We start from the raw sequence: 25,996 nt of genomic DNA, 5'->3' as shown, positions 1-25,996 counted from the left end.
CGGCCTCACAGCACGCCCGCTTCTTTTTTCAGGCGGTCAACGGGTCCTTCATATCGGCCAGATCCTGCTGCTCGATAATCCGTTGCGCGGTATATTGGCGCGCCGATTCCGAGAGATCGCGGCCGAGATGCCAATCGAGAATCTTCATCGTTTCGGGGATCGGCGGCATCAGCAGCACGTCCGCCTGGCTGAGATTGTCGCGCACCGCGCTCGCGCTGGAGACGACCATCGAGCGCGACATGATCTCAACGATGCTCGGAAATTCGTGTTTCGGTTTGCGGCGTAAGAGCACGTCCGCCAGCAATTTTCCGCGCGAGCGGAGGAAGCGGTATTTGGTGTCGAGCCGCCACTCCTCGCCGGCATCCGAGCGCAGCGAGACGACCACGTTCGGCCCCGCCTTCGCCTCTCGCATGATCGTGACCGGGATATTGTCGAGCACGCCGCCATCGACGAGAATATCCCCTTCCCGCGTGATGAAAGGCGGCAGGATCGTCGGCAGAGAGCCCGATGCGCGCACCGCATGCCAGAGCGGCCCGCGCCGGTGCACATAGACGCTGTTGGTAGAGAGGTTCGTCGACACGCCGAAGAAATTATAGGGCAGATCGGCGATATCCTTGTTGGAGTATCGCAGCTCCAACTGCTCGTCGAACACGCGCGGATCGAGGATCGAATGGACCGGTACAGTAACCCGCTTCATCGCCTTTTTGGCGATAAACATGTCCTGCATCTGCACGATCGTCTCTTCCGGCGTCAGCCCTTGCGCCAGCGCGCCGCCCATTGCCGCGCCCGCGCTCGTGCCGCCGTAAAAGTCGATCGGAATGTCGTTTTCGAGCAGCGCCTGCATCACGCCGACATGCGCGCAGCCCAGCGCGCCGCCACCGGCGAGCACGACACCATTGGCCCGCCCCGCCATGAACCGGCCAACCCGCGCAAACGCCGCCTCGCTGTCGAGCGGCACCTGATGGTGGAGCTTCACATTGCGGCTGTCGAGCCAGCGGCCAGAGCCCGTAATCTCCTGCGCCTCGCGCTCGCGCCACAGGATCAGCATCCGGTTCGCGCGCAGGAACAGCGGGATCGCATAATCCTCAAGATCGGAGCGGTCGCATTCCTCCTCGAATAGCGGCGCGACAAGTATCAGATCGTCAGCATTGCGCGCGATCGCCCGGTCCCAGCCGCGCTCGCCGCCGGCAACCAGGATAACGCGCTTGGCCTTGCGCTCCAGTTCGCCCAGCCATTGGCTCAGCGCGTCACTATCGGCCGACACGCCTTCGGGTTTCTCGGCAAGGGTGACGATCCGCGTTTCGTTGTGCCGGCCGAGCGCCGCGCCCAGCCGCTCGGCAAATCCTTCGGGCAGTTGCGATCCCGCGGCGGGCATCAGCGCGACAACCTTGCCGGGTTTCGCCTCCATGGCGCTCGATGAGGCCGTCGTCCGCGCCAGCCGTGAGGACACGGTCGCGAGTATGGAGTCGGCGATTTTCGGATGTTTTGCGACGATCGAGTCGTACGCCTCGCGCGTCAGCCGGAAGACGGTACTGTCGCGGCTCGCGCGCACGTCGGCTGTCCGCGTGCCGCCGGAGAAGAAAGCGAGTTCGCCGACCGGTTCGCCCGCGCCGATCTCCGCAACCACGCGGCCGTTGGAAAGCTGCACGTAAAACCGCCCGGTGGAGACGAGGTACAGCGCATCGGCTTCCTCGCCATAGCGGACCAGATATTCCCCGCCCTTGACCGGCATGCGCTCCGCCGCTTCGCGTAAGGCCTGCCGCCCGGTTTCGTCCAGACCGGCAAAAGCTTCGACCTGCGAAAAATCGTCCGCCATCTATTCGCCCCCTAAAACCCCGTCCCAGTGCGACCCGCGATATGTTTTGCGCGCATCTAGCGGAGTTTACGGGCTTTTGGGAAGGGCTTTGGTTCAGTCTTCTTTCGCGCCAAAGCGCGGGATTTGATAGTCGGGCCGCAGCCAGCGGACATGGCCCTCGGCTTCCTCGGCCGCGCGTTCATGGTTGAGCGCGACGAGCCGCGCTACGATCTCGGACGGACCGAGCTCGCCAGCCTTCCATTCCTCTCCCCAGCCATAGGCCTCGGCAACGGCCTGATCGAGCTGCTCATGCAGCCGGTTGATGATGGCAGCGCGCGCCTTGGTCGCGCGCCTCTCTTCCTCTTTCGACACGGGATCGCCCGAGCGCAGTTTCTCGCGCAGATTATAAAGCTCGGTCATGGTGAGCTTCTCGGTTTCGGCGAGCGCGGCTTTGCGGGTCGCGTCCAGTTCTTCCGCTAGGTCGGCGATGGCTTTACGCTGATCGTCGGTGACATCGGGGAACGGGAATGGCTCGAATATCTTCGATTTGTTGTAACGAGGTCTATCTTCCAAAGTGCCGCCCGCGCGCAACGCCCATTGCACATGAACCGCCGATTGCAGCGCGCCAAGATGGAATGCGTCATCGCTCCCGATGGCGATGAGCATATTGTCCGGCACTATCTCGGCATCGAGAAACTGGAATATCCGATGCTTTGAGGTTTCGACGGTCGCGATATAGCGTGGCAGTCCCTCAAGCGCTGGCCGCAAATCCTTTCTCGGTTCGCCGTGAATCCACCAATATTCCTTGTAACTCTCTCGGCGATTATGCTTGCGACCTTTCTTTTCCCAGTCGCCTTTGCGTTTGTTGAACTCCTCAAACTCCCATACTTTAGTGAGCAGATGCTCATAGACTTCCGGAAAACGTTGCCGGACCTCTTTTTCATCGAGCCCGAACAGATCGATCACCATGACATCGCGCGACCGCTGCAGCAGATCCCGACCATTGCGATACGGCCGAATATGCCGCTCCAACCCTTCACGTTCGCCGAGGCCCAGTACGGCGGCCTCTTTCTTTGTGACGATAAATCCGCTTCCGTGAAGTTTGACACCCGGTGATGACAGTCCTTCATTGGCGCGGAGCGACTGCGCCAAATTGGGGCTGACGCCCGTGGTAAGGTTGGGATTTATCCGACCCTCGACGGTAGCCAACTCGATATGTGGCTCGTCCGTATCAAGTGCCGTCTCACTGGTCACTTCATGGAGAAGGCCATCCATCTTTCCTGCTTCGGCCACGGTCATGGCAATCCGTACAGCGGCTGCATCTTTGGTCGCTTTTGTCCATGGATGATCGGGAATTGCCATGACGAGAGACAGAGGATGGGTATCGTCGCCCAGATAGTTAGCGATTACACGGCGCGAAAATTCCTGCGTGATCGAGTTGGTCGTCACAAGACCGAAACGCTTGAGCGGGCTGGCTTTGGCCGTCAGCATGGCAGCGGCCCGATCCCACCATTGCACGACGAAGTCGGCCGATTTCGGCACACGTGGATTGGCTGCCCACAAGGCCTCGGCGTAATCGCCGCCGAGCTTGTCGCGGATATCTTTGCCGCCAATAAACGGCGGATTGCCGACGATAAACTCCGCTTCGGGCCAAGCCGGTTGGCGGGGTTTCTTGGTATCAGGCTGACCCGTCGCTGTCCTGACGAGCACAGCATCGAAGCCACCATGAGTGCCTTCGTTGATATTGGTCAGCGTTGGCAGCACCGGCTCGCCGATAGCGTCGGGATGGTTGGCGAGGCGATGGCGCAGCCAGCCGATCCAGAGCACGAGTTCGGCGATCACGGCCGCGCGCGGATTGAGCTCAAGGCCCAAAAAGCCATTGGGATGCACTTCGGGTTTCAGCTTGTGATCGAGTTCGGCGGCGAGCTGGATCGCCTCGCCTTCGAGCCGCAAAAGCTGCTCCATCGCAACATAGAGAAAGTTGCCCGTGCCGCAGGCCGGATCGAGCACACGGACGGCGGCCAGCCGGTCGCGGAACGCCCGCAGTTTATCGAGCGCCCGATCGCGTTCGTCCTTTTCGATCAGCATGCGCACATCGTCCCGCACAGCCTCCCATTCGGGGCGCAGCACGTCCATGATCGTCGCATCAACCAGCCGCTCGACATAGAGGCGCGGCGTATAATGCGCGCCGAGCTTCGAGCGATCGCCTTCGGTCAGCACTTGCTCGAGTAGCGTGCCGAAGATGGCGGGCTCAACCGCGCGCCAGTCTTTCTTCGCCGCCTCAAGCAATTCGCCCTTGAACTCTTGGGGCACGTCGAACACCTGGGCCGAGGCGAAGAGATTGCCGTTGAAATAACTGACAATCGCATCGCCGAACGACCAGTAGCGATTGGTTTCTTCGGCCTCGTCCATCTTCGACCAGAGATCGTGAAGACCGCTGCGCCAGAACTGATCCGAACGTTTGCGCGCATCCGCGAGAAACCGCTTGAAACTCTCTTGCGGCAGGAGCCCAACATCCTCCGCGAACATGCAGAACAGCATCCGCATGAGAAAGAGCGAGGTCGCTTCGATGCCGAGCGCCAGTTCGGTTTCCAGCCCGTCAGGATTGGCAGCGCGCTGATCCTTTTCGAGCCGTTCGGCCACGCGCGACAGCCGCATCGCGACATCGCGCGTCACTTCCGCCGAAACCAGGCGCGGGTCTATGCCGGCCGGATCGGTCCAGATTGCAACCAGCGTGTCACGCGGCGTGAGTTTGGTGCCGCGAAGCTTTTCAGTGCTTTGGAGGTCTTCGAGCGCGAGGCGATAGCTTTGCTGATCCGGGAAGAAGCCATAGCCCCGCCCGTTCCCCGAATAGTCGAAATAGAGCTCGAACGCCCTACCGATATCGCAGACAATCAGAAAGGGCGGGGCCTTGTGATCGCCGGGCAGCGCCAGCGCATAGCGCTCCGCCTGAACGCGGGCATCGGACATCAACCGGTCATAGCGCGGCCGCGCCTTTCCGGCGGTATCGTGCACGCCGACCGGATTGCCAAAGAGATCATAGGCCGTTTCGGCGGGCTCGGCTGGCGGTTCTTCCGGCGCTTCTTCGCCCTCGGCCAGCTGACTCTGTTTCGCTTCGAGAATGAAGTGATTGCGACGGTACAGATCGATCCGATGCGTGCCCTTCGTGCCAAAAGCCGCTTCCGATACAACCGGGGCTTCGAACCGATAGTCCTCAGCAGGAATCCCATCGTCGCCGGGCGTCGGGACGTCGATGGCCTGACAGAATTCGGTCAGGAATTGCTGATATTCAGCGCGTTCTCCGGCCCGCTCCTTCGTCAGCCATTTTTCAACAAGTTGGTCGATATTCACTTTTGTGTGCGGAGCTCCCTCATGGTTTCCCATGGCTTATGTGACACGTGGCATCAATCCCTCCCTCCCCCACCCCGCGGTTTACATCACTCCGGCTTCCGCTAAAGCTCCCGGCCCGCAACGATAACGGTTTCGGGGAGTGAGTTGATGGCGGCGGACGCACCGGTTTCGGGGATGGAGGCGCTCGTCGGGCGCGTTACCAATGTCAGCGATTTCATCTGGGGCGGCACCTGGAATGGCGAGGAGGTGCTGCTCGTTCCGCCGATGGTCGTGATCCTGCTGGGCGCGGGCCTCTATATGATGGCGGGCCTCAAAGGCTATCCGATCCGCAAGCTCGGCAGTTCGCTGGTCGGCATTTTCAAGAAATCGGACAAGAAGGGCGAAGGCGAGATTTCGCCGTTCGCGGCGCTCTCCACCGCGCTTTCGGGGCAGGTCGGCACCGGTAATCTCGTCGGCGTGGCGACCGCCATCACGCTGGGCGGGCCCGGCGCGATCTTCTGGATGTGGGTGACGGCGCTGTTCGGCATGGCGCTGGCGTTCGGCGAGGGGTCTCTTGCCGTCCGGTTCCGCGAGCGGACCGAGGACGGCGTCTATCGCGGCGGGCCGATGAGCTACATCACCTATGGCCTGGGGCCGAAATGGAAATGGCTGGCGATCCTGTTCTGCCTCGGTACGCTGTTCTCGGCGCTCGTCACGGGCAATTCGATCCAGGCCAACAGCTTCGGCGACAGTGTCAACGAGCTGACCGGCGTGGACGAGTGGATCGGCGGGCTGGTCGCGGCGATCGCCGTGTTCATCGTCATCATCGGCGGCATCAAGTCGATCGGCCGGGTCGCGGAGACGATCGTGCCGTTTATGGCGGGGCTCTATATCGTGATGGCGATCATCGCGCTGATCCTGAACGCGAACTATCTGCCCGAGACGTTCGGGCGCATCTTCGACGGCGCGTTCAATGCGCAGAGCGCGAGCGGCGGGTTCCTCGGCGCGGCGATCATCATGGCGATCCGCGCCGGCGTCGCGCGCGGGCTCTTCTCGAACGAAGCCGGGCAAGGCTCCACGGCCATCGCCCATGCCGTCGCGCAAACCAACGACCCCGCCGCCCAGGGCCGCTTCGCGATGATGGGCACATTCATCGACACCATCGTCATCTGCACGATGACGGCGCTGGTGATGCTGACGGTCGGCGGCGATTTCACCGCGACGGTCGAAGGCCAGCAGATCGCCGTCGAACATGCCTGGCAGTCCGACCTGCAGGGCTTCGCAATGACCTCGGGCGCCTATGCCGCCGCCTTCCCGCTGGAGGTGATCGGCATACCGATCGGCACGCTGATCGCGTCCATCGCGCTGCTCTTGTTCGTGTTCACGACGTTGCTGACATGGAGCTATTATGGCGAGCGCGCGATCACCTATCTCTACGACCAGCTGCCCGGCGCAACGCGGGCTGGCGAGCTCCGGCTGCACCTCGTGTGGCGGATCCTCTGGTGCCTGGTGATCTTCATCGGTTCCTTCGTCCCGCTAGATCTGGTCTGGCGGCTTGGCGATATTTCGAACGCGGCGATGGCGCTGCCGAATATCGTCGCGCTGATGGCGCTATCCGGCGTGATCTTCGCGCTGGCCGCCGGCAACCGGACCGCTGGCACCGACCATGGCCGCGAAACGCCGAAGGAGCTGATGGACGATGTGAGCGGCGAGCCGGGGCACTAAAGACCTTCCTTCTCCCCTTGTGGGAGAAGGATAGAAAGCCTTGGCGTGGAACACGCCTAGGCGAACTTGGATGAGGGGTTTCGCGTCATCGTGAAATCATACCCCTAACCCGGCTGCGACTAGGCCCGACACGGTCGGACCAAGCCTCCACATCCCTCTCCCACAAGGGGAGAGGGAGCGTCTTCTCAGCTATTCCAAACCCAGCGCCCCGATCACCCGCCCCCAATCCACCAGCTTGAAATTCTGCCGCCGCGAGGGGGTGTGGCCGTCCTGGACGACGAACAGGCCGTTCGGGAAGGCGGGGCCGAAATTGGCGAGGCTCAATTCGATGCCGTCGGTTTCCGTCACCCCGTCGATCGTTTCGCTATCGGCGATATAGAAGCGGCCCACATAGCCGAAATCCGGCAACCGATAGACGGCGAAGGCGTGGTCGCCCTGGCTCGAGGCGATCAGGTAACCGCCATCTTCGCCCGCCGGCGCGAGTGCGAGCCCCTCGACATCGGCCACCAGCCGGTCGCCATCGGTGCGGATGACGAGTTCGCCCTCGCCCGTTTCAAGATCGAAGCGCCAGACGCCCGCCGCCTCTTCGCCGACATAGAGTGTGCCGTTGCGCCCGTCGACGACGCAGCCTTCGGGCTGGGTCGGCACGGTCATGGTGCGGGTGTCACGCACTTGGATTCCGTCGATCCAGTCCAGCCGCTGATGATAGATCGTGCCTTCCTTGGTGTTGAGGAAGGTGTGCACGAGGCCGTCCGGCGCCAGCGCCATGCAGAAGCCGTAACCCTCGCCCGGCCCGGCCTCGATGCGGCCCGCCGGTGCAAGCGCGCCGCTGCCCGGATCGAGCCAGAACAGGGAGACATGCGCGGTTAGCTCGTCGTTGCGGTCGCTCGCCGCGACGAGCACGGCATCGCCATTGCGGCGGCGCACGGTTAGCAGATCGACATTGTTGACGCGGCCGGCCGGATAGAAGCCACGCCGCGCGCCATCGAGGCCATAGACATAGAGCCCGGCCTGCTTGTCGGTGCCGACGATCAGGCTTTGCGCGGGATCGGTGGGATGATGCCAGATCGCCGGATCGTCGGCGGCATCGTCGGTGCTCTCGACTGGCACGGTCTGCGCGCTCGCCGTCACCGGAATGCCGCGCGCGGGATCGGGCTGCGGGATGGTTTCGCAACCCGCGAGCAGGACCGCGAGTGCGGCAACGGAAATGGCTGATCGCATGGCGGAAACCTCTATCAGAATCGCAGACGCGCGCCGAACTTCATCGTCCAGTTATATTCTTCATATTGGAGAAGCCGCCGGCTGCCGTTGAAATTCTGATAGGCGAAATAGGGTTCGTCCGTGATGTTGATCCACTCCCAGAAGAATTGGAGATTCTCGGTCGCGGTAAAGCGCGCGCTCGCGTCGAGCTGGAAATGGTCCTGCACGTAGCGGTCCGTATCGGGCGAGCTGCCGAGCTCGTCGAGATAGAGGTCGCGATAGGTGCCCGCGATGCGGATGCTGAACGGTCCGGATTCATAGCCGAGCACGGCGTTGAAAGTGTTCTGCGACGAGGCCGGGAGCGGAATCACGCGCGGATTATTATCCTCGTCCAGCACCGTCCCTTCCGCGTCGGTATAGGTATAGTTGAAGTTGAAGAGCAGCCCGTCCAGCGGGTGCGGCAGGAAGGTGAAGGCCTGGGCGAAGCTGAACTCGAAGCCGAAAACCTCCGCGCTTTCCCCGTTGATCGGGATCACCGCTTCATCGAACGCCACGCCGTTGAACGTGCCGCCGTCACTGTCGAAGAAATCGACGATGAAATTCTCGATATCCTTATAAAAGATATTGGCCGAGATCGCGCCGTTCGAGCTGAAATAATATTCGATCGAAGCATCGAAGTTCCACGCTTCATAGGGCAGCAGGTTCGGGTTGCCGAACTCGCCCTCGCGTTCCTCCTCATCATTTTCCTCGACCGCGAAGATCGGCGCGAGATCGGCGAGATTGGGGCGCACGAGGCTGCGATAACCGGCGGCGCGGAAAACGAGATTGTCGATCGGCTCCCAGCGGATGTTCAGGCTCGGCAGCCAATCGGTATAGCTGCGCGAGAAGCTGTTCGGCGTGACGATCACCTGTTCCTCGCGGATAACAATATCTTCGCCTGTGATAGGATCTTCCTCGGCGATCTCGTCGAGCAGCTCCGTGGTGTTCGCATTGATCTGGTTTTCGGTCAGCTCGACGCGGACGCCGCCGATCACGCGCAGCGTATCGCTGTCCCAACGGCCGAGCAGATAGCCGGCATAAATATCTTCCTGGTTCATATAATCTTCGACGTTCGAATCGAACTGCGTATCGATTTCCTGCAGCTCGAACGCGCCGCGATTATTGAAGAAGAAATTGCTGATCCGGCTATCCGCCGCGGCCGGCGCGATATTGGCCAGCCGGAACGTCGGCGGGCCGACAAAATCGCGCAGCACCAGCGCGTCATTCTCATAATATTCGACTGTGCCGTCGAACATCTTGTCGCGCCACCGGCCCTGCACGCCGGTCTGAACGGTGAAATCGCCGCTGGTCGTCGGGAAGACATGGGCGACGTTAAGCCGGGCCATCCATTCCTCATCGACCGAGTCCGACAAGGCCGTAAATTCGATCTCGTCCAGTTCGAATTCGCTCGCGTCGAAGAACAGGCTCTGACCGCCCGTAACCGCATAGGTCGGGATCATCGGATTGGTATAGTCGAACGCAACGCCGAACCCTTCATCGTCGAAATCGCGGGCAAAGGTCGCCGGGTCGACAGACCCGTTCTCGAACTCCGAGGACCGGGAGAAGCTGCCCTGATAATCGATCGTCCATGGGCCGGTTTCGGTCTCGCCGCCGATACTGATCGACCAGATACGCTGCCGCTCGAACCGGTCCTTGATGTCCCGCTCGACCGCGATTTCCTCTTCGCTATCGGAGAAGGAGACCAGATTACCGGACCCAGCAGAGACCTGATCGAAATCGCCGACATCGAAAATCAGCCGGCGGCGGAATTCCTGATCATCGAACTGACTCCACAGGCCCCGCGCGAAGAGCGTCGTACTGTCGCTCGGCCGGAAATCGAGCGAGAGCGACGCGCTGATCCGTTCGCGCTCAACGTCATAATCGCGATACTCGATCTCCTCGACGAAATCCGTGCCGTCATCGCCGGTCGTCCAGCCATCGGCCTCGACATTGTCGGTTTCGAACTCGCGCAGATAATAGGAGATACCGCCCGAAATGCCGAAACTGTCGGAGAGCGCGGTCGAGAAATCGAGGCTCGCTTTCGGCGTGATCGAATCCGACAGTTCATTCCAGCTCGCTTCAGCACGCAGCGAGAGGAAATCGCTGCGGCTGTCGAACGAGGCGACCGTCTGAATGTCGATCGAGGCGCCGATCGTGTCGGCGTCCATATCGGGCGTCAGCGTCTTGCGGACTTCGATCGATTCGATGAGGTCCGAGGAAATCACGTCGAGGGCAACGGCGCGTACGTCTGCTTCGGGCGATGGAATACGCGTCCCGTTGATCGAGGAGGAGTTGAGGTTCGGGTCGAGCCCGCGCACCGAAACAAAGCGGCCCTCGCCCTGGTCGTTGAGCACGTTGAGGCCCGGCAGGCGGCGCAGCGATTCCGCAACATTCTGATCCGGAAACTGGCCGATGGCATCGCGGGTGAGGACCGAGCTGACGCCATCCGCCTCGCGCTGGCGGGAGAGCGCGCTCGCCTGGTTTGCGCGCTGCCCGATAACGAGGATCGCATTGTCGGGCATGCCGACCACAATGTTCGCGGTGACCGTGCCGGTCTCTGGAACCGTGATCTGCGTCGTCACCGTTTCGGCGCCGACATACCGGGTTTCGAGCGTATAATTGCCCGCCGGAACGTCGGCGAAGCGGAACCGCCCGTCGCGTTCGGCCAACGCCGTTCGGTCGAGCTCGAGGATTCGCACCTGCGCCGATTGCAGCGCCCGCGTATCCGTCGCGTCGATCACGGTGCCGACGATGGTGCCGGCAACAGCCGGCGAGACGATGGCCGTCGATACGGCCAAAGCGGAAAGAAGACGCACGGAACGCCGTGCGAACAGAGAATCGCTCATGATGTTACCCCATTGATGCCTGCACCGCGCCTAGGCGACGAAGGTTTCGCTTGGGTGGTGTTTTCATGACGACCCAATGACGCATTTGTTATATATTGTTGACGCGCATCTAAGGGTTATCGGTAAGCTGTTGTTATTCCGAAGGTCGCCGGGAATTCGGCGATTTCGCCCCTACCCGTATTTCCTATCCGCCCTACCCGTATTTCCCTTTTCGATGCGGTGCCTATAAGGCGCGCCCATGCTGAAACGCCTCTACCACTGGACGCTGGAGAAAGCCGCGCACCGCCAGGCCGAGCGCTGGCTCGGCGGCGTGTCCTTCGTGGAATCGAGTTTCTTCCCGATCCCGCCGGACGTGATGCTGCTGCCGATGTGCCTGTCCCGGCCTGACAAGGCGTTTCGCTATGCGACGATCTGCACGATCACTTCGGTGCTCGGCGCGGTGCTGGGCTATGCGATCGGCTATTTCCTGTTCGAGACGGTCGGCCAGCCGATCATCGAATTTTACGGCTATACCGGCGATTTCGAGAGCTTCGCGACCAATTTCAACGAACAGGGCTGGATCATCGTCCTGCTGGCCGGGTTCACGCCCCTGCCCTTCAAGGTGATCACGATTGCGGCCGGCGCCACGGGCCTCCCGCTCCATATCTTGATCCCCGCCGCGATCATCGCCCGCGGCGCGCGCTTTTTCCTCGTCGCGGCGTTGCTCTGGAAATTCGGCGAGCCGATGAAAGCGTTCATCGAACGCTATTTCGGGATGCTGACCGCGCTGGCCGGTGTGTTGCTCGTCGGCGGGTTCGTCGCGATACGCTATCTGTTTTAAAAGTCCGGCCCCAAGCCACAGACTCACAATCCGTCATTCCAGCGAAAGCTGGAATCTCCGGCCACAAACGCCGTGCCTATCCGCCTGAGATCCGAGCTTTCGCTGGGGTGACGAGCGCTGCCTGTTTGAACGGGATATACGCTCAAAACAAGAACCGCACTCGTCTATTCGACCGCAATCACGATATCGCCCATCGAGCTGGAGCGATAGTGTACGATATCGCCCGGCTGCAGGAAGTGGCCGGTTTCCAGCTCATTGCCAATAAACACCTCGATCACCGACGATGTCAGCGTCTCGCCTTCGAACAGCCGCCCGGAAAAGAGATGCCATAGCCCGCCCTCGATAATGTCCGCGCGCGTCGGCGGCGTAAAAATAACGCCCTCGGACGTCCCGGACATCAGCGTCATGCCTTCGCGTATCTCGGGTTCGGGCGAGAGGTGATAATAGTCATCCTGATACAGAAAGCGGGGTTCGGCCATGTCCGCCAGCGCCTGTTCCGTCAGTTCCCGGAAATCGAGCGTCATCTCCCCGCCCCGCGCATCCTGGCGCCGCTCGTCATTCACATGCGTCGTCATCCGCTCTTCGGCGATGAAAGCGCGCCAGTCGCGCGGGATCACGAGAAACGCACCGGCCGGGTAGAAACCGGGGCCGCTTTTCGCGTCGCTGAAGCCGTGACCGGAATCCAGATTGTCGGGATCGATCAACCGGATCAGCGTCGACCGGTCCGTGAAATCGCCGCAGAGGAAAAAGCCTTTCGCCGCCGCGTCGAAATCCTCAAGCGCACGGATCGGGCGATCGAAGATCATGCACATCTCGATCTCGTAATCGAGCATGACATCGGGCTCGGCTGTCACCGTTGTCCGTGCCGGTGTCGCGGTGCCGAACTTGGGAAAGCGAAAAACAGAGTCGCTCGACGCCTCTTCGGCATGCTCGGGGAAATTGGTGCCGGTCGCGATATGACGGTCGCCCGAGCCGGCCGCAGGCAGCAAATCATCCATGGAGACGGTCTCGCGCACGATATCGCCCGTGACCCGCGAGGCCAGATCATCACCGTCGACACTGGCCAGCGCCTCGAAAGGGTCATCAGACGGAACCGCACCGAGCGTTTCCAGATCGACAACCGTCGCCGCGTTCCCGTCGAAATCGAGGACCAGAAGGGTCGCGATATCGCCCCCGGGCCGCTCCATCCGCGCTAGCGTTACGGCTTCGTCCAGCGGGCGGATCGCGGATTCCAGTTCGCTATCCTCGAAGGTTGCGGCATTGCCGCGCGGGTCCGGGGATGTTGCCCAGAGCGCAAACAGGATGATCGCGCCCAATGCGACGATGGCGAATATCGTGATTGCAATCCTGCGCGCCATCCGGCCCTCCCCCGCTCTGGCTATCGCCATAACGGGGCAGGCGCACTGGCGCAAAGCGCGGTGGTTTCAATGCGAACAGGGGACGCAGCGACCTGATCCGCTATCTGTTCTGAAGATTCGCCATCACAATCAGATCGCGCAAAAGTCCGGCAAACGTGTATAGGAAGCGTTCAACCCCGATAAGTCACTGTCCCAAGAGAGCTTTCACGATGCGGTTTCTCAAGATTTTGTTCGGGGTCGTCGCGGTTGTCGCCGTGGCACTTGTCATATTGCGACTTACCCATCCCCTGCCGCCGCTACCCGAAGGCGAAGCCTCGATGGCCATCCCGACGAGCGAGGATACCCGGCTGGGCGCCGCCTTCCTGCCGCATATCGCCGAGAATCCGGGCCGCAGCGGGATCGTCCCGCTGGCCGACGGACGCGACGCGCTGGCCGCCCGACTATTGCTCGCCCGCGCCGCCGAAGAGACGATCGATGTCCAATATTATATCTGGCAGACCGACACGACTGGCTGGCTATTGCTCGACGAGCTGCGTGCGGCCGCCGAGCGCGGAGTGCGGGTCCGGATGCTGCTCGACGACAATGGCATTCCCGGCCTCGACAATGTGCTGGCCGACCTAAACGCGATGGAGAATGTCGAGGTCCGCATCTTCAATCCGTTCACGATGCGCAGCCCCAAGCTCCTCTCCTATGGCTTCGATTTCTTCCGGCTGAACCGGCGGATGCACAACAAGTCGATGACTGTGGACGGCGTCGCCACGGTGATCGGCGGGCGCAATATCGGCGATATCTATTTCGCCTATGGCGACGGCGTCACCTATTTCGATCTCGACGTGCTCGCCGTGGGGCCCGCCGCGATCGATGTCTCGGATAATTTCGACCGCTATTGGACAAGCGGCTCCTCCTATGAAGCCGCCGACATCCTGCCCGCTTCGGACGACGGGCGGGAAGAACTTGCCGCCGCCGCCGCGACGGCGCGGGAAGACGCGCTCGGTTCGGAATATAGCCGGGTCGTTGCGAACGCGCCGGTGCTCTCGCGCGTCATCGCTGGCGAGGATTTGTTCGAATGGGTCAATCTGACGCTCATCAGCGACGATCCGGCCAAAGGACTGGGCGAAGCGGAGCAGGATGAACTGTTGGTCGGGCAATTGCCGGCGCTCTTGCAGCAGCCGAGAGAAAGCGTCGACCTTGTTTCGGCCTATCTCATTCCCGGCGAAATCGGGACGGAGTTGTTCGAAACGTATCTGGCCGATGGCGTGCGCGTCCGGCTGGTGACCAACTCACTCGAGGCAACCGATGTCGCGCCCGTACACAGCGCCTGGATGGGCTATCGCAACCGTCTGGTGCGCGCCGGCGCCGAGGTGATGGAGTTACGCGGGCAACCCGGTACGCCCGATCCGGCGCAAACCCAGCTGTTCACGGGCTCGCAGTCGAGCCTCCACGCCAAGACTTTCGCAATTGACGGGGAACGCATTTTCATCGGCTCGTTCAATTTCGATCCGCGCTCGGCCTCGCTCAACACCGAGATGGGGTTTCTGATCGAAAGCCCGGCGATCGCCACCGCCCTATCGCGCGCACTTGACCGCAACGACCTCTTCTATCGACTGTCATTGAGCGACGAGAACGAGATCGTCTGGACCGAAGCCGGCGAAGATGGCGAAACCATCACGCATGACACGGAACCCAATACCGGCGCTTTCGAACGCGGCATGGCCCATTTCATGAGCTGGCTGCCGGTCGAGTGGATGCTGTAAGGACGCGCAGACATGCCGGCATCGTATGCGCGCTATGATTCAGCTGGTGCAAGCCACAGCAGACAGAGACTCAGCCTTCCTCGCTGGCTTGAGACCGAATAACGGGCGTAGCCAGCCGATCCGCCGGATCGCATATTCGTGCAGCAGCACACATCCGCCGACGGTGGTCAGCACCAGCAGCAGGAACTCCGGCCAGGCGCCGAGCGCAAGCTGCGTCAGGTAGAAACCCGCGATCACGATGATCGTCTGGTGCAGGATATAATAGGGGAAGATCGCTTCGGTGAGGTAGCGTAGCGGTTTCGAATCCCGGTTGAGGAAACGCTGCCCCAGCCCCATGAGCAGCACGATCACCGACCAGGCGTAGAGCGTCATCAGCGTCGTCCCGACGATAGGGCCGAGCCGGTGTTCTTCGCGAAACCCCGGCACCATCGTGTAGACGAGAATGATCGCGCCGATCGCAGCGGCGACGATGGCCGCCAGGGGCAGTGCGCGGCCCACGGCTTTCCAGAAACGCGCATTCTTCGCGGCGAAATAGCCGATCAGGAAAATCGTGAAACGATTGGCGTGATTGTGCCAGTCATCGAACAGGGCATGCGTTTCTGGAAAGCGATCTCCGAAGACGGCCGCATAGAAAACGAATGGGGCGGTCACGACCAGCAGCAGCGAGACGGGATGGCCGAGCGCCTTTCCAAACCACTCCGCGCCCCGCCCGGCTGCGAAGCGCGACAGCGGCTTCAGAAAAGGTGCGAGCAGCAGGATGTAGACGAGCAGGTAAACCACATACCAGAGATGGTTCCAGGTCGGGGTGATCATCTCCCAAGGCCCCATCGGCACGATATACTCGCCGTAAAAGGCCAGATAGCCGGGCGGCATCGTGCCATCCTGGATAAGCTCGAAATAAGTCTGCGGTGCGACGACGACCGTCATGCCGAACAGGATCGGAAGACCGAGCCGCCTGAGCCGGCTCGCGGCGAAGGCCCCCGACGCCATCTTGTCCGACGCGAAGCGCACGGCGACGCCCGAGATGAAGAAGAGCAACGCCAGTCGCCACGGGTTGAGCAGGCTCATCAGCGGCTCGGCCGCCGGCGAGGCATAGACGCTTTTGACGTGCCAGCCCCATGTCACATAGAACATGCCGATATGGTAGAAGATCAGCAGCGCGAAGGCGCCGAAGCGCAGCCAGTCGAGATCGTAGCGGCGGCTGTCGGCGATCGGTTCGGCAAGCAGTGCCATGCGGCGTCTCCTTTCGGCTTGGCGGCATCATGACTGGCGTGTGTCGAGAAGAAATCCCAGAAATCCGGGCCGGAACGCGACTGTCGAGGACGAACGGCGATGCGCCGGGACGAGCGGCAAGCCACAGGGACGAGCGGCGATGGTGCTGAGCGCGGCCGAAACCGAAGGACGTTTCGAACGCCGCATCATGCTCTACGCCATGATCGCGATCGCACTCGTGGGGATTGCGATCGCTGCCGTGAACGCGCTGTCCGACATCGCCGATATGAGGCGCACCGGGCTGCTCGTCGAACCGGCCCAGCAATGGCTGACCGAGTTGACCAGCGTCGCGGCCATCGTCGCGCTGGCGCCCTTCATCGTCCTACTGACCGGGGCGTGGCGGCTCCCCGATCGCGGGCTGCCGCTCTGGATCGCCGGGCATCTGGCTGCGGCGGCGATTTTTTCAACACTGCATATCGCGCTGATGACGGGACTGCGGCTCGCGCTGTTCCCGCCGATCCTGGACCGCGCCTATCTGCCGTCCGAGTCCCTCGCCGCGCTGTTCGTCTATGAGTTTCGCAAGGACCTGCTGACCTATGCCGTCATCGCCGCCTCGATGACGATGTTCCGGATGCTGATGGAACAGCAGCGCGAACTGGAAGCGGCGCGCAGAGATGCGCGCGAATCGCAGCTCATCACACTCAAATGCGGCGGGCGAACGATGCGCTTCGATGCCGCCGCGTTTCGCCATGCGAAATCGGCCGGCAATTATGTCGAAGTCGCCGCTGGCGACCAGACGCATTTCGCGCGCGCGACGCTTGCCGGGGTGGAAGGGCTGCTCCGCGATGCCGGCATTGATGTCGCGCGCGTCCACCGCTCATGGCTCGTCAACCGCGACAAGATCGTCGAAAGCGCCCCGTCGGGCAGCGGCGATCTGGTGCTGACGCTCAAGGGCGGCGAAACCGTACCCTGTAGCCGACGGTACCGCGCGGCGATCGAAATCTGATCCATTGCGCACGGGCTGCATGGACAGCGGGCCGGCGCCAAGATAGGTTTCGCCCCGCATCGTGCGTTTTCGCATTTCAGGGGGAGAATTCTGTCATGAATCGTATTCTTGCATTTCTGGCGCCGCTTTTGCTCGTCTTCGCGGCAGCTTGTTCGGGTGGCAATTCCGGGCCCGGCGCGACGGTCGAGGCGTTTCAGACGGCGATTGCCGAGGGCAATGAAGAAGCCGTTATCGAGCATATCGAGCCCGATGCGCGCGAAATGTTCCGCCCGAAAATGGGCATGATCGTCTCGCTCGCGTCGCAGGAAGCCAATCGGCGCGGCGGGTTCGACGGTATCGAGATTCTGTCCGAGGAAGTCGAAGGCGATACGGCCACCGTGCGCTATCAATCGAATTTCGGCGACGGCACCAGCGAAGAGGATGAAGCGACGCTGACCCGCGTGGACGGCGTCTGGTATATCTCGGTCGAGATGGAATGACCGGCCGGCCAGCCGCGATATGGCTGGCCATCGCCGCGATGCTGGCGGCACTGGCGACGGTGCCGGCCAGCTCGCTGGACCGCACGCAGCGGATCGCCACCGCTGAGATTGACACGGACCGGCTACGCTCGGGCGATCTCGTATTCCGCGCCGGCCGCGGCTGGGAGGCGGACGCCGTGCGGGCTGGCTCTTTCGCCCGCTTTTCCCATGTCGGTCTGATCGAGCGGACGGCGGACGGCGCGATCTTCGTGATCCATGCCGCGCCGCCCGAAGATGGCGGGCGCGGTTATGTGGAGCGCGTGCCGCTGGCCATCTTCAACGATCCGGGGCTCGCCAGCGATATCGTTTTCTACCGACCGTCAGACCTCACCGCGGCAGAACGTATCTCGACCGTGACGGCCGCCCGCGCATTCGCCGCGCGGCGCATTCCGTTTGATGAAGAGTTCGATACTGACGACGATAGCGCGCTCTATTGCACCGAGCTCGTACTGGACGCTTTCCACAGCGCCGGCGCGGCGATCACACTCGCGCCGCCCGATGCGAGCCGCGCGGCAATGATCCGCGACATCGTGTTTCCAGCCGATCTGTTGCGCTCCGCCGCATTTGCGCCGGTCCCAGTTGGGGATCGTAGCTAGGCCGGCTGCGCCCGGCTGGCTTCCTCCGCCAGATATTGATGGACGCTGGCGATGACGACCGAGCCTTCGCCGACGCCCGACGCCACGCGCTTGACCGAACCCGCGCGGACATCGCCGACCGCATAGATGCCGGGCCGGCTCGTCGCATAGGGCGATGTCGTGGCATTGCCCTGACAATCCTCCCCAGTCTGCACAAAGCCTTTGCCATCGCGGTCGAGACAGCCTTCGAGCCAATCACTGTTCGGCACCGCGCCGATCATCACGAAAATATTGCCGATGTCGCGCGTTTCGCTCTTGCCGTTCGCCTTGTCGTGCCAGGTCACCTGGTCGAGCAGCGGATCGCCGTGCAGTTCGGTAATCTCCGTTTCGGTGTGCAGCGTGATGCGTGCGGAAGAGTCGATCCGCTGGATCAGATAGTCGGACATGCTCGCCGCGAGATTCTTGCTCCGCACGAGAATATGGACATGGCGGGCATGGTGCGAGAGGAAGATCGCCGCCTGCCCGGCCGAATTCCCGCCGCCGACCACGATCACCTCCTTGTCATGGCACAGCCGGGCTTCGATGGCCGTGGCGGCGTAATGAATCCCCTGCCCCTCATATTTGTCGTAATTGTCGAGGCTGAGCTGACGATAGCGCGCGCCCGAAGCAATGATGACCGACCGTGTCACGATCCGCTGTCCGCATTCGAGCTGCAGCGCATAAGGCCGGTTATCGCAATCCATGTCGACAATCGCCCGCGAGATCGCAAAACGCGCGCCGAACTTCTGCGCCTGAATCCAGGCCCGCCCGGCCAATGCCTGCCCGGAAATGCCGGTCGGAAAGCCGAGATAGTTCTCGATTTTCGAGGACGTGCCCGCCTGCCCGCCGGGCGCCTCCTGTTCGATCACGACCGTATCCAGGCCTTCCGACGCCGCATAGGTCGCCGCAGCGAGCCCGGCCGGTCCGGCGCCGACAACGGCAACGTCATAGATATGATCGGGATCGAGATCCTCCGTCAGGCCCAGCGCATTCGCGACTTCGTGATTGCTGGGATTGGAGAGGCAGGCATTGCCGGTATGGATCAGCACCGGCAGCTTGTCGCGCGCCGTGGGATGATCGGCGAAGAACGCCTCGGCCTGGTCTGGATCGTCCGTGTCGACCACCCGCAGCGGATAGCCGTTGCGGCGCAGGAAGCGCGTGATGCGCAGCGCATCGCCGTCATTTTTCGGACCCGCCAAGGTCGCGCCCGCCTGATCATGCACGAGAAAGCCCGTGCGCCGGAGGATGAAGGCGCGCATCACAAGCTCGCCGATATCGGTTTCAGCCGAGACCAGTTGCGGGAAATCTTCGCGCGTCACGCGGATAACCCGCGTGCCCGGGCGCACCCGGCCGTCGACGAGAATCTTCCGGTCGTTGAACAGATCGAGCTCGCCGGTAAACTGGCTTGGCCCGTGAACGGTGATCACTTCCTCGGTATTGTCATCCGCGTCCGCCTGGTCCTTATGCGCGACAATCTCGATCGCGCCTTCGAGGCAGATGAAGAAATCGACGCCGCGCTGCCCCCGCTCGAACAGATAGCTGCCCGCCTCCGGCGCCTCTTCGCGGCCATAGGCCAGCGCGCGTTCGAGCTGGTTCGCGGACAGCTTCGGGAAGATCTGATGTTCCCGGTTATAGGGGTCCTGCGCGCTCCCGGCTTGAATGTCGAAGGCGGCGGCGGTGGGCGTGGCGGTGCGGGCTGTATCGGTCATGAGCGAATATGTAGGTACGAACTGTTACGGGGTCGAGATTGGACCGAGTTTCACTGATTTCGGAACATCTTCAACTTGCATGCAGATGCCGCGCAAGGCACTCACACCCTATTGTGTCAAGACGTGTCGAAATACCTGAAATGCGCACCTTGCTCCAAAGCCTGGATGCAGCTCGATACCAAGAGGACGATGAACTCGATCGGGCTTTCGATATTTCACAGGCGCGCACTGACGTCCTTATGGCGGTCATTTTCGGACGCAAAATCGTTGTACCCGCGGGTTTCATCGCCGATTCTCCCGGGTTTCAGATAATTTTCAGCGAAGTTATCACGGCTTTGGAAGCTAGTAGGGAAAAGCTCTATTCTCTAAGTTCCTACAGACCTTTTTCATTGGGGCTCGATCATCAGTTTCAAAACTATGATGACTTCGTCCGCGATTATGTCGACCGGTTCCTTGACCCGGAAACCAACCTCGTTGTCCTGGGCGACATCGCCAAACAGCAGGGAGTGACCAACGATCAACTGCTCGCTTTTATGTCCAAAGCATATCTCGAACGGAAATTTTTTCTGATCGAACAGCATGGAGGCCCTGGCCTTTTCTTCAATCGTATCGCCAGGGAATTTGGGGAAGGAAACGACTGCTCCCTCACTGTCACCCATGGTAATATCCATAGGCCCTATAGCTCAAAACGGGAGGGCTTGGCCCTTCCGCTACGTGCGTTCTTGGAACGAACGGGCGCGCAATTCGGCGATCTTGCGTCGCACAAAGAGTTGAGCGAGGGGCTGGAAGCTATCGAGAAGACTTCGCAAGGCCTTGGATTACGTGGAACGTGGTACAAAAATGAAAATCGGGTGCGCTTCGGTGATACGTGGGATCTAGCCCGGATATGGCTCGATTACTCTCTCAACCAAGAATTCATCACGCGTTACGGCGTGCACGTCCCCTCGCTCTTCTTGCAGGAAATCGAGCAAGACAAATATCCGGTCGGCCTCACGCTTGGTTTCGCCAGTGATGGCCTCGTAAAGGCCGTGGAAACCGGAGAGCAAGGAAGTGCAGGCCTGAGTGGTGCCACCAACAAGGTCGACTGGGATCGCATTTGGGAAATCGTTGCCTCATCGCCCTTTCAGAACAGTCTTCGGCGTATGAACAGCAAAATCAAACAGGCGCTGGACAACGAACAAAGGTCGCTCGCATCGGCCGAAGAACACAAAGATACCGACATCGTCCGGTTCACCCGCGAGGTTCGCGATGCGCGTAAGGGTCGACAAGCTGCCGTTCAGGACGCGATGGATCAGCACATCGATACTGTACTGGCCGACCTCCCCGACTACGCTGTCGAAAACAAGCTCGGAAAAATATTTCTAAGGCTAAAACAACAGGCCAACGAATGGACGCCAAAAAACGCCATTGCGGGTTTTGCAGTTCAAAAGGCCGCTCCTGCCGCTGTGGTCAGCGTAACTCCCACATTGTTTCTTGCTAGCATGGGGATGCCCGAAGCCGCAATCAACACAGCGCTCACAACTGCATTAGGCGGCGTCGGCATGGCAACGGCCGAGAAGATCGCAGATCACACAATTGGTAAGGTCATGAGGCCCACACTCGAGGGACTGCTCGGTTTGGATCAAGCCAATATCGATAAACATATCGACCACATGAACTTTTGGATCGGTGCGAGTTACGTGCACGATTGATCGGCCGGCCTCTAGCCGCCTACCATCGCCGCATCCTTCGCCAGCAGCTCGGCAAAGCTGTCGCGACCCAGCACACGGTCCTTGAAGGCCTGCGTCTTCGGATAGGCATCCCAATCGACGGCCGCCCGGCCGTAATCGAGATTTTTGAACGGCGCCGCGACAGCGATATCGGCCAGTGTGAGGTTGTCGCCGACGAGCCACTCCCGTCCGTCCGCCAGCGTTTTTTCGATAAAGGCGAGGATCGGCGGGAGCGTTTCGGTTTCCGCGGTCACCGCCGCCGCCTCGTCCGGCTCCTGCCCCATGAAGGTGGCGACCACACGATTGAAGAAGATCACCCCGCCAACCGCCACGAAGATCGTATCGGCGAACTCGTCGAACCACATCACTTTTCCGCGCGCTTCGGCCTCAGCGGGGATCAGCGCGGGGTCCGGGTTTTTGGCTTCGAGATAGTGGGCGATGGCCGTGGAATCGCTGAGGCAATAGTCTCCATCGCGCAGGCCCGGAATCTTGCCGAAAGGCGAACATTCGCGGAATTCCGGATCGTCGGCGCCGGGCATCCTGTCGCGATGCTCGAATTCGACGCTCTTTTCATTGGCGAAAGCGACGGTTTTGCGGACAAAGGGCGAAAGCGAAGCGCCGTAGATGATCATGCGAGAAACTCCTGATGAAGCGGTGGGTTGAATCCAAAGCTATCAGATCAGTTGCAGATTGCAACGCATGAAAAGCGCACCGGGCCGGTGCAAATCTGCTCTACGGCGGCTCTCCTATTTGGAGTTGTCGCCGAAACTCTGCTCCGCGCGGATCTGCTCCTCATAATCCCGCGCAATGGTTTCGCCGAAGCTCACCAGCCCCCACCAGGCGAGTAGCCAGGCGACACATATGGCAAGCGCGAGCGCGCCGCTGATGATGCCGGTCCAGGCAAATCCGCCGCCCGTCGGCTTGTTCTTGCCGATGATACCGAAGACGATCGCCAGCGGCGCCAATATCCATGAGATAAACCCGATGATCGGGATCAGCGCGAGCAGCACCGCGCACAGCCCGATGATCATCGCGGCAATCGCCATCCCGTTGCTGTCGCCGCTCTGCACCGGCTGCACCTGCGGCCGCGGTTCCTGATTATCCATAATGCCTGCCCCTCTATCTGTGCCGCGCACCCTAGTCACTGCGCGGCCTAGCTGACAAGTCGCGTACCCAGACGCCGTGAAAATCGCGCAATTATGAACAAGGCTATGGCCTCGCGCATGGACAAAGCCCTTGGCTTTCAGGACAATGGGCGCACGGGATAGGTCGCATATGTCGTATCAATTCGCGGAATTCACGCTCGACCGGGAACGGTTCGAACTGCTGCGCCGGGGCGAGGTCGTCCGGCTGCAACCGCGCGCGATGCGGCTGCTCGATTTGCTGGTTTCGGCCGAGGGCCGGCTGCTGACGAAGCAACGGATATTCGACGAAGTATGGGATGGGCGCGCCGTTTCGGACTCGGCGCTGTCGAGCCAGATCAAGGCGCTGCGCAAGGCGCTCGGCGATACCGAAAGGCCCTATCGCGTCATCGGCACGGTGCATGGCCAGGGCTTCCGGCTGCTCGCCAATACGTCGCGGCCCCGGCCCGCAAGCGTCGCGCGCGCCACCGCGGAAGCGCCCGATACGCCGGCCGATCGCATCGGCAGCCGCCCGTCGATAGCGGTTCTGCCCTTTACCGTTCTGGATACGTCCGATCCGCGCGGCGCGCTCAGCGAGGCGCTACCCGACGAGATCATCACCGCGCTCTCGCGTCTTCGCATGCTCCATGTGATCGCGAGAGGTTCGAGTTTCCAGTTCCCCGCCGGCGCGACGAGCCTGTCGGAGGTCCGCCGCGCATTGTCGGTCCAATATTGCCTTTCCGGCACGATTGAGATCGCCGGCGATAAACTGTTCGTGACGGCCGAACTGGCCGACACCCGCGACGACAGCATCGTCTGGGCCGAGCGTTTCGCGGGCAGCATGGGCGCAATCCACGAAATCCGGCAGGATATCGTCGCGGCCATCGTCTCGGAGGTCGAACTGCGGATTTCGCATAACGAGGCGCAGCGGGTCCGGCTGAAAGTCCCCGATCAGCTCACGGCTTGGCAGGCTTTCCATCTCGGCATGTCGCATATCTTCATGCGCGATATCCGGCGGCAGAATGCGGCAGCGCGATTTTTCGAACAGGCCATCGCAATCGATCCGACATTTTCGCGCGCCCATGCCGGCCTGTCCCACACCTATTGGTGGCTGAACATCCAGCACCTGTTCCGGGACACCGGCGATATGCGCATGAAAATGATCGACAGCGCCAAGCGCGCCATCGACTGCGATCCGTTCGACCCGGCGGCGAGCCTCGCCATGGCCCGGTCCACATCGTTCGAGGACACGCAGGACGAATCCCTGATGTGGCTCGATCGCACGATCGAATATTGCCCCAACTATGCCTGGGGCCACAGCCAGATCGCCGCGAAGCGCTCGATGACCGGCCCGGTCGATGTCGCCGTCGATCATGCGATGAAGGCGCTTGCGCTCAGCCCGCGCGATCCGCTCCGTCACAGCACCTATGCGGCGCTGGCCACCGCCCATATTCATCTCGGCAAGCTGGAAGAGGCGGCCGAATGGGGCCGCAAGATTATGGAGCTGCCGCATACCGACATCGTCGCGATGGTATCGGGGCTGTGCGCCAATTATGTCGCCGGACATCGGGATGTGTCGCTCAGGATCGCGCGGCGCATCGAGGAAGTTCACCCCGGTTTCACGACGGAACGGTTCGTGAAAGCCCATCCGATGATGCGCAAAGAGGCAGCCGAGCAACTGAAGGGCATCTTCGCCGCGCACGATATTCCCTGAGGCAAACCCGTTTTGCCACGGCAGAATCCCCGAATTATCCAGAATTGATTCAAGACTTGGATAGGCCCGCCTTCCCATAATTGCCGCCACAGCGCGCAAGGTCACCGAACGGGTCGGACGGCAATGCGCGCGGGAACGAGGCGATGCAGACGGTGGCGGCATTGAACAGGAGGAGCGATCCGGAATTTGGCGGCGACAACCGCGCCGAACCGCGCATGCGCCTGTTGTACCGGACCGCCAAACTCATCTGGGACGATCATGAAATATTGACGGTGGTGCGCAACGTATCGCGAAAGGGCCTTGCGATCAGAACCTTCGGCGCAATCGATTTTCCGGCGCAGATGAAGATCGAACTGGCCAACGGCACGGTACTGCCCGTGAAGAAGGAATGGCAGAATGAAGACAGTTGCGGCGCCTCTTTCCGCTCGCCGATCGATGTCGAGCAGTTTCTGGCTACCGCCCCGCCCGGCATGGCGCGCCGCCCCTTGCGTGCGCGGGTCGATTACCGGGCGACGCTCAAGGACACGGATTGGCAGCGGCCCGCGCTGATACGCGATATCGGGGTCGGCGGCGCATTGTTGGAGCTGGACTATCCGCTCGACAAATACCGGTCGCCCGAGCTGGCAATCGGTTCGCTCGGTTCACGGACCTGCGTGGTGCGATGGTCGCGCCGCAACTGTTTCGGTGTGGAATTCTCGCACCCCTTCCCCTTCACCGCGCTGGCCGAATGGGTCGTGCGCATCGCGCGCAACCGTAACGCTGGTGACCAAGCCCCCCACAGCGCCGGCTAGAGATTCCCGTTCCCCCGGACAAGGCCTCTGGGCGGCGTGCATTACCGGCTGTCAGGGTATTAGCCCGGCAGCCGGTAATGGTCTGCCAACCGGTCGAGCGCGAGGCCGAGCACAAGCTTGCCTGAGCGGGCCGGCCAGCCAAGTTCGCCTTCTGCCGTTTTGAGCCCCTCGCCGGCACAGAGCACACGCCAGGCAATATCATCGAGCCCCGGGCCGAGCGCTGCGACCGCCTGTTCGAAGCGCTGCTTTGCGACAATCTGCGTCTCGCCCGGATCAAGCGCCGCGGGCGCACCGCGCGCAACCTTGCCGGTCGGCGGCGCATCCCATTGCATCGTCACGCGCGGCGATAGATGCGAAAGCTCGTAATCGCGCCGCAGGGCTTCGCCCGCATCATATTGGCGCGCGGTCACATGGCCCCGCGACCGTAGCCAGGATAGCGGCGATTCCGCGAGATTGACCGTAACCGAACGGGCCAGCCGGCCCTTGCGCACCGGCGCACCCGGCCGCACCGGATCGGGACGCGCCACGCCATCCTGCGGCAAAGGCCGTTCGGCGAGAATACGGGGGCCGGTATCGGGTTTGCGGGACGCTTTCGGCATAGACGCTGTCTCTTTTATGTGCAGGGAATCGATACCCCTACTTGCCATTTCGGCAATAGTGTAGGAAAGAGAAAAACCGATTTGGTTAGGGAAGCTTCTTTGTCAGACCTTCGTTTTCGCTCAGGCGCGGCACCGG

19 protein-coding genes are annotated in these 25,996 nt (G+C 61.7%); 9 read left to right on the top strand and 10 right to left on the bottom strand.

What is annotated here, in order from left to right:
* Positions 1–28 precede the first annotated feature (28 nt).
* Both Q0974_RS13525 and Q0974_RS13520 read right to left on the bottom strand, forming a co-directional pair.
* Positions 29–1,816 carry a patatin-like phospholipase family protein gene (locus Q0974_RS13525; protein ID WP_299328627.1) on the bottom strand — a complete coding sequence of 596 codons (1,788 nt, stop codon included), beginning with the start codon at positions 1,814–1,816 and terminating at the stop codon, positions 29–31.
* A gap of 93 nt (positions 1,817–1,909) precedes the next feature.
* The gene (locus Q0974_RS13520) at positions 1,910–5,146 is read right to left on the bottom strand and encodes a DNA methyltransferase (protein WP_299328625.1); all 3,237 of its coding nucleotides are present in this window, start codon (positions 5,144–5,146) and stop codon (positions 1,910–1,912) included.
* A gap of 147 nt (positions 5,147–5,293) precedes the next feature.
* Here Q0974_RS13520 and Q0974_RS13515 point away from each other — a divergent pair, with 147 nt between their 5' ends.
* Positions 5,294–6,850 carry a sodium:alanine symporter family protein gene (locus Q0974_RS13515; protein WP_299328622.1) on the top strand — a complete coding sequence of 519 codons (1,557 nt, stop codon included), beginning with the start codon at positions 5,294–5,296 and terminating at the stop codon, positions 6,848–6,850.
* 189 nt (positions 6,851–7,039) lie between these two features.
* Here the strand turns inward: Q0974_RS13515 and Q0974_RS13510 are convergent, their stop codons facing one another.
* The gene (locus Q0974_RS13510) at positions 7,040–8,071 is read right to left on the bottom strand and encodes a phytase (protein WP_299328620.1); all 1,032 of its coding nucleotides are present in this window, start codon (positions 8,069–8,071) and stop codon (positions 7,040–7,042) included.
* Between the two features lie 14 nt (positions 8,072–8,085).
* Positions 8,086–10,935, bottom strand: coding sequence for a TonB-dependent receptor (locus Q0974_RS13505; RefSeq protein ID WP_299328617.1), 2,850 nt, complete (start codon positions 10,933–10,935; stop codon positions 8,086–8,088).
* A gap of 238 nt (positions 10,936–11,173) precedes the next feature.
* Between Q0974_RS13505 and Q0974_RS13500 the strand changes: the two genes are divergently transcribed.
* Positions 11,174–11,755 carry a YqaA family protein gene (locus Q0974_RS13500; protein WP_299328615.1) on the top strand — a complete coding sequence of 194 codons (582 nt, stop codon included), beginning with the start codon at positions 11,174–11,176 and terminating at the stop codon, positions 11,753–11,755.
* A gap of 164 nt (positions 11,756–11,919) precedes the next feature.
* Here Q0974_RS13500 and Q0974_RS13495 read toward each other — a convergent pair whose 3' ends face one another.
* Positions 11,920–13,113 (bottom strand): fumarylacetoacetate hydrolase family protein, encoded by a 1,194-nt coding sequence (locus Q0974_RS13495; protein WP_299328612.1) that lies wholly within the window; start codon positions 13,111–13,113, stop codon positions 11,920–11,922.
* A gap of 209 nt (positions 13,114–13,322) precedes the next feature.
* On the opposite strand from Q0974_RS13495, the gene Q0974_RS13490 reads away from it, so the two are divergent.
* Positions 13,323–14,867, top strand: coding sequence for a phospholipase D family protein (locus Q0974_RS13490; RefSeq protein ID WP_299328609.1), 1,545 nt, complete (start codon positions 13,323–13,325; stop codon positions 14,865–14,867).
* Positions 14,868–14,906: 39 nt separating this feature from the next.
* Here the strand turns inward: Q0974_RS13490 and Q0974_RS13485 are convergent, their stop codons facing one another.
* Complete coding sequence (locus Q0974_RS13485; RefSeq protein WP_299328607.1) at positions 14,907–16,100, bottom strand: acyltransferase family protein; 1,194 nt, start codon at positions 16,098–16,100, stop codon at positions 14,907–14,909.
* A gap of 139 nt (positions 16,101–16,239) precedes the next feature.
* Here Q0974_RS13485 and Q0974_RS13480 point away from each other — a divergent pair, with 139 nt between their 5' ends.
* The 3 genes from Q0974_RS13480 to Q0974_RS13470 all read left to right on the top strand — a co-directional run bounded on the left by Q0974_RS13480 (position 16,240) and on the right by Q0974_RS13470 (position 18,199).
* Positions 16,240–17,085, top strand: a complete 846-nt coding sequence (locus Q0974_RS13480) for a LytTR family DNA-binding domain-containing protein (RefSeq protein WP_299328604.1) — start codon at positions 16,240–16,242, stop codon at positions 17,083–17,085.
* A gap of 95 nt (positions 17,086–17,180) precedes the next feature.
* Positions 17,181–17,564 (top strand): DUF4878 domain-containing protein, encoded by a 384-nt coding sequence (locus Q0974_RS13475; RefSeq protein WP_299328601.1) that lies wholly within the window; start codon positions 17,181–17,183, stop codon positions 17,562–17,564.
* Positions 17,561–18,199 carry a YiiX/YebB-like N1pC/P60 family cysteine hydrolase gene (locus Q0974_RS13470; RefSeq protein ID WP_299328599.1) on the top strand — a complete coding sequence of 213 codons (639 nt, stop codon included), beginning with the start codon at positions 17,561–17,563 and terminating at the stop codon, positions 18,197–18,199. Before Q0974_RS13475 ends, Q0974_RS13470 begins: the two co-directional genes overlap by 4 nt.
* Here the strand turns inward: Q0974_RS13470 and Q0974_RS13465 are convergent.
* Complete coding sequence (locus Q0974_RS13465) at positions 18,196–19,926, bottom strand: cyclic nucleotide-binding domain-containing thioredoxin-disulfide reductase (RefSeq protein ID WP_299328597.1); 1,731 nt, start codon at positions 19,924–19,926, stop codon at positions 18,196–18,198. The two genes, Q0974_RS13470 and Q0974_RS13465, sit on opposite strands and share 4 nt — an antisense overlap.
* 140 nt (positions 19,927–20,066) lie before the next feature.
* On the opposite strand from Q0974_RS13465, the gene Q0974_RS13460 reads away from it, so the two are divergent.
* Positions 20,067–21,617, top strand: coding sequence for a hypothetical protein (locus Q0974_RS13460; protein WP_299328594.1), 1,551 nt, complete (start codon positions 20,067–20,069; stop codon positions 21,615–21,617).
* An 11-nt stretch (positions 21,618–21,628) separates the two neighbouring features.
* Here Q0974_RS13460 and Q0974_RS13455 read toward each other — a convergent pair whose 3' ends face one another.
* Both Q0974_RS13455 and Q0974_RS13450 read right to left on the bottom strand, forming a co-directional pair.
* A complete protein-coding gene (locus Q0974_RS13455) occupies positions 21,629–22,267 on the bottom strand; it encodes a glutathione S-transferase family protein (protein WP_299328591.1) in 639 nt (212 codons plus the stop codon).
* A 114-nt stretch (positions 22,268–22,381) separates the two neighbouring features.
* Entirely contained in the window at positions 22,382–22,741 is a 360-nt protein-coding gene (locus tag Q0974_RS13450; protein ID WP_299328588.1) for a DUF4190 domain-containing protein, read from the bottom strand.
* Between the two features lie 169 nt (positions 22,742–22,910).
* Here Q0974_RS13450 and Q0974_RS13445 point away from each other — a divergent pair, with 169 nt between their 5' ends.
* Positions 22,911–24,470, top strand: coding sequence for a winged helix-turn-helix domain-containing protein (locus Q0974_RS13445; protein WP_299328585.1), 1,560 nt, complete (start codon positions 22,911–22,913; stop codon positions 24,468–24,470).
* A gap of 143 nt (positions 24,471–24,613) precedes the next feature.
* A complete protein-coding gene (locus tag Q0974_RS13440) occupies positions 24,614–25,261 on the top strand; it encodes a PilZ domain-containing protein (protein ID WP_299328582.1) in 648 nt (215 codons plus the stop codon).
* 59 nt (positions 25,262–25,320) lie between these two features.
* Here Q0974_RS13440 and Q0974_RS13435 read toward each other — a convergent pair whose 3' ends face one another.
* Positions 25,321–25,860, bottom strand: a complete 540-nt coding sequence (locus Q0974_RS13435) for a DUF6456 domain-containing protein (RefSeq protein WP_299328580.1) — start codon at positions 25,858–25,860, stop codon at positions 25,321–25,323.
* Positions 25,861–25,996: the final 136 nt, after the last annotated feature.

The sequence above is a fragment of the Parasphingopyxis sp. genome (assembly GCF_028279465.1).
GTDB lineage: Bacteria > Pseudomonadota > Alphaproteobacteria > Sphingomonadales > Sphingomonadaceae > Parasphingopyxis.
The sequence above is the reverse complement of the archived record's forward strand: the minus strand, read 5'-3'. Positions and strand labels throughout refer to the sequence as shown.